3 protein-coding genes are annotated in these 4674 nt (G+C 63.9%); all 3 read left to right on the top strand.

The annotated features are described in order from the left end of the window. On the top strand, window positions 1-1496 hold a 1496-nt coding region (locus CWO89_RS40935; RefSeq protein WP_130583924.1), incomplete at its 5' end, for an FAD-dependent oxidoreductase. Next, window positions 1466-3313: a 2-oxoacid:acceptor oxidoreductase subunit alpha gene (locus CWO89_RS40930; RefSeq protein ID WP_165421543.1), complete on the top strand. Its 1848-nt coding sequence runs from the start codon at window positions 1466-1468 to the stop codon at window positions 3311-3313. The genes CWO89_RS40935 and CWO89_RS40930, both read left to right, overlap by 31 nt. Window positions 3314-3443: 130 nt before the next feature. Beyond that, complete coding sequence (locus CWO89_RS40925) at window positions 3444-4499, top strand: 2-oxoacid:ferredoxin oxidoreductase subunit beta (RefSeq protein WP_130583922.1); 1056 nt, start codon at window positions 3444-3446, stop codon at window positions 4497-4499. Window positions 4500-4674: the final 175 nt, after the last annotated feature.

The raw sequence follows: 4674 nt of genomic DNA, 5'->3' as shown, positions 1-4674 counted from the left end.
CCGGGCCGAAGAACGGCAGGCGCATCGCGCTGATCGGCGGCGGCCCCGCTTCGCTCACGGTGGCGCGCGACCTTGCCCCGCTCGGCTATCACTGCACCGTGTTCGACCAGGATCCCAAAGCCGGCGGCATGATGCGGACGCAGATCCCGAAATTCCGCCTGCCGGATTCGGTGATCGACGAGGAAACCGACTACATCCTGGGCCTCGGCATCGAGTTCAAGGGCGGCCACCGCATCGACAGCCTGAAGCAACTGCTGTCCGAAAACTACGACGCGATCTTCGTCGGCTCCGGTGCGCCGCGCGGCCGCGAGCTCGACATCCCCGGCCGCAAGGAAGCAGCCGCCAACATCCATATCGGCATTGACTGGCTGTCCTCAGTGTCGTTCGGCCATGTCGAGAAAATCGGCCGCCGCGTGATCGTGCTCGGCGGCGGCAACACCGCGATGGATTGCTGCCGCACCGCGCGCCGGCTCGGCGGGGCGGACGTGAAGGTGATCGTCCGCTCCGGCTTCGACGAGATGAAGGCCTCCCCCTGGGAGAAGGAAGACGCGCTCCACGAGGACATCCCGATCCTCAATTACATGGTGCCGATCGCTTTCACCCACGACAACGGCAAGCTCACCGGCGTCACCTTCCAGAAGGTGAAGGCCGAATACGATGCCAAGGGCCGGCGCAATTTGGTGCCGTCGGGCGAGCCGGACGAGACCGTGGTCTGCGACGACGTGCTGGTCGCGGTCGGCCAGGAAAACGCCTTCCCCTGGATCGAGGCCGATTGCGGCATCGAATTCGACAAATGGCACATGCCGAAGGTCGATCCGAAGACCTTCGCGTCGACCAATCCGAAAGTGTTCTTCGGCGGCGACGCTGCATTCGGCCCGAAGAACATCATCTGGGCGGTGGCGCATGGCCATGACGCCGCGCTGTCGATCCATAAGATGCTGTCCGGCGAGGACATCAACGAGCGCCCGCTGCCGGAGGTGCACATCTCTTCGCAGAAGATGGGCATTCACGAGTGGAGCTATGACAACGACATCTCCACCGACAAGCGCTTCAAGGTGCCGCATCGCGACAAGGTGATCGCGCTGAAGGACATCCGCGCCGAAGTCGAGCTCGGCTACGACCTCAAGCTCGCACTCGGCGAGGCCGAGCGCTGCCTGAACTGCGACGTGCAGACAGTGTTCACCGCGCCGCTCTGCATCGAATGCGACGCCTGCGTCGACATCTGCCCGATGGATTGCATCACCTTCACCGAGAACGGCGAGGAGGATGATCTGCGGCAGCGGCTGAAAGCGCCCTCACCGCATCACGACCAGGCGCTCTATGTCGCCGACGGCTTGAAGACCGGCCGCATCATGGCGAAGGACGAAGACGTCTGCCTGCATTGCGGGCTGTGCGCCGAGCGCTGCCCGACCGGCGCCTGGGACATGCAGAAATACCTCATCGATATGGTTCACGCGGGATCAACATGTCAGTCCAAAGCCCGATCAGCAGCGTAAACGACTTCGTCGTCCGCTTCGCCAACGTCAACGGCTCGGGTTCGGCGAGCGCCAACGAACTGTTCGCGCGCGCGATCCTGCGCCACGGCGTGCCGGTCTCACCACGCAACATCTTCCCTTCCAACATCCAGGGCCTGCCGACCTGGTATGAGGTGCGGGTGACTGAAGCCGGCCATCTCGGCGCCCGCGGCGGCGTCGACATGATGGTGGCGATGAACCCGCAGACCTGGGACAAGGATGTCGCCTCGATCGAGCCCGGCGGCTATCTGTTCTACGATTCCACCAAGCCGATGCCGTCGTCGAAATTCCGCGCCGACATCACCGTGATCGGCGTCCCGCTGACCGCGATCACCAACTCGACCTACACCGATCCGCGCCAGCGCCAACTGTTCAAGAACATCATCTATCTCGGCGCGCTGTCCGCGCTGCTCGACATGGATCCGAAGCTGATCGAGCAACTGATCGGCGAGCAGTACAAAGGCAAGGAGAAGCTGCTCTCCTCCAACGTCCATGCGCTGCATCTCGGCCGCGACTGGGCGCTGCAGAACCTAAAATGCCCGATCGGGCTCAGGGTCAAGAAGGCCGACAAGGTCGGTGACCGAATCTTCCTGGAAGGCAACAGTGCCGCCGCGCTCGGCGCGGTCTATGGCGGCGCCACGGTCTGCGCGTGGTACCCGATCACGCCGTCATCCTCACTCGCCGAAGCCTTCACCAACCACTGCAAGAAGCTGCGGCACGATCCGGAAACCGGCGAGGCGAAATACGCGATCGTGCAGGCCGAGGACGAGCTCGCTTCGATCGGCATCGTGATCGGCGCCTCCTGGAACGGCGCGCGCGCCTTCACCACGACCTCCGGCCCCGGCATCTCCTTGATGACGGAATTCATCGGCCTGTCCTACTTCGCCGAGATTCCAGCCGTGATCATGAACGTGCAGCGCGCCGGTCCTTCGACCGGCATGCCGACGCGCACCCAGCAATGCGACATCATCGCCTGCGCCTATGCTTCGCATGGCGACACCAAGCATGTGCTGCTGTTCCCGGAAGATCCGGCAGAGGCCTTCGAGTTTGCCGCGACCTCCTTCGATCTCGCCGAGCGGCTGCAGACCGTGATCTTCGTGATGCTCGATCTCGATATTGGCATGAACCATCGGCTGTGCCGGCCGCTCCGCTGGGACGATGCGCGGCAGTATGATCGCGGCAAGGTGATGACCAGGGAGATGCTGGAAGAAGGCCGCGATTTCGGCCGCTATCTCGACGTCGACGGCGACGGCATCCCGTACCGCACCTATCCCGGCGCGCATCCGACCAAGGGTTCGTACTTCACCCGCGGCACCTCGCGCGACCGCTATGCGCGCTATTCGGAGGAAGGCCCGGTCTACGCCGACAACATGCAGCGACTGGTGCGCAAGTTCGAGACCGCGCAGGACCTGGTGCCGCGGCCGTTGCAGGCCAACGCGGCCAAGCCAACCAAATATGGCGTGATCTATTTCGGCTCGACCGCGCCGGCGATGGACGAGGCGATCGAGATCCTGGACGCGCGCGGCCACCATCTGGACCGGCTGCGCATCCGCGCCTTCCCGTTCCACTCCAGCGTCGCGAGCTTCATCGCCGACCACGATTTCGTTTACGTCGTCGAGCAGAACCGCGACGCGCAGCTCCGGCAATTGATCGTCAACGAGAACGGCATCGACCCGGTGCGGCTGGTGCCGATCCTGCATTATGACGGCACGCCGATCACCGCACGCTTCATCGCGAATGCGATCGGCGACCACCAGGACCATCTCAAGGTGACCCCTCTGCGCAAGGCCGTGTCATGACCTATGTTTTGATTTCTCCGGCGTCATGCCCGGGCTTGTCCCGGGCATCCACGACTTCCTTTTTCCCGGTCACGACGTGGATGGCCGGGTCAAGCCCGGCCATGACGAGGCAGGGACCGCAGGTGCTGTCATGACCTACATTGCAAAGCCGAAATTCCATCATCCCGGCCTCAAGAAGAACGAGCTCGGCTATACCCACCGCGACTACGAGGGCAAGATCTCGACCTTGTGCGCCGGCTGCGGCCATGACTCAATCACCGCCTCCATCATCGAAGCCTGCTACGAGCTCTCGATCGAGCCGCACCGCGTGGCGAAGATCTCCGGCATCGGCTGCTCATCGAAGACGCCGGACTATTTCCTCGGCAATTCGCACGGCTTCAATTCGGTGCATGGCCGCATGCCGTCGGTCCTGACCGGCGCCAATCTCGCCAACCGCGACCTGATCTATCTCGGCGTTTCCGGCGACGGCGATAGCGCCTCGATCGGCTTCGGCCAGTTCGCGCATTCGATCCGCCGCGGCGTCAACATGACCTATATCGTCGAGAACAACGGCGTCTACGGCCTGACCAAGGGCCAGTTCTCGGCCACCGCCGACCGCGGCTCGAAATCGAAGAAGGGCGTGGTCAATACCGACAACGCCATCGACCTGGTCGCGATCGCGCTGCAGCTCGGGGCCACCTTCGTGGCGCGCAGCTTCTCCGGCGACAAGAGCCAGCTCGTGCCGCTGATCGCGGCCGCGATCCAGCACAAGGGCGCGTCGTTCATCGACGTCATCAGCCCCTGCATCGCCTTCAACAATCACGCCGGCTCGACCAAGAGTTTCGACTATGTCCGCGAGCACAACGACGCCGTGAACCGGCTCGACGTGCTGGTCGGCCGCGAGCCGATCCATGTCGACTATGCGCCCGGCACCGTGCAGGTGGTGGAGCAGCACGACGGCTCGAGGATCGCGCTGCGCAAGCTCGACGCCGATTACGATCCGCATGACCGGCTGGGCGCGATGACCTTCCTGCAGAAACACGCCGCCAAAGGCCAGATCGTCACCGGGCTGTTGTACGTCGATCCGGAAGCCGAGGATCTGCACGCCCATCTCAACACGGTGGACACCCCGCTCAATACGCTCGACGCCAAGGCGCTCTGCCCGGGCTCCGCCGCGCTGGACAAGATCAACGCCAGCCTGCGCTGAGTGCCGTAGCCCGGGTGGAGCGGAACGCGCAACCCGGGGCATCTGTATCCGCGTTTACCGGCGGTCCCGGCTTACGCTTGCGCTTCACCCGGGCTACGGATCCGTAGGGTGGGCAAAGCGCAGCGTGCCCACCTTTTCTTGCACCGAATGTGGATGGTGGGCACGCTGCGCTTTG

The organism is Bradyrhizobium sp. Leo170, from assembly GCF_004296405.1.
In the GTDB taxonomy this organism is placed as follows: domain Bacteria; phylum Pseudomonadota; class Alphaproteobacteria; order Rhizobiales; family Xanthobacteraceae; genus Bradyrhizobium.
The sequence above is the reverse complement of the archived record's forward strand: the minus strand, read 5'-3'. Positions and strand labels throughout refer to the sequence as shown.

Coding starts and splice junctions, on each gene's coding strand:
- CWO89_RS40925 (WP_130583922.1), top strand. CDS start 3,444: ATGACCTACATTGCAAAGCCGAAATTCCATCATCCCGGCCTCAAGAAG.
- CWO89_RS40930 (WP_165421543.1), top strand. CDS start 1,466: ATGTCAGTCCAAAGCCCGATCAGCAGCGTAAACGACTTCGTCGTCCGC.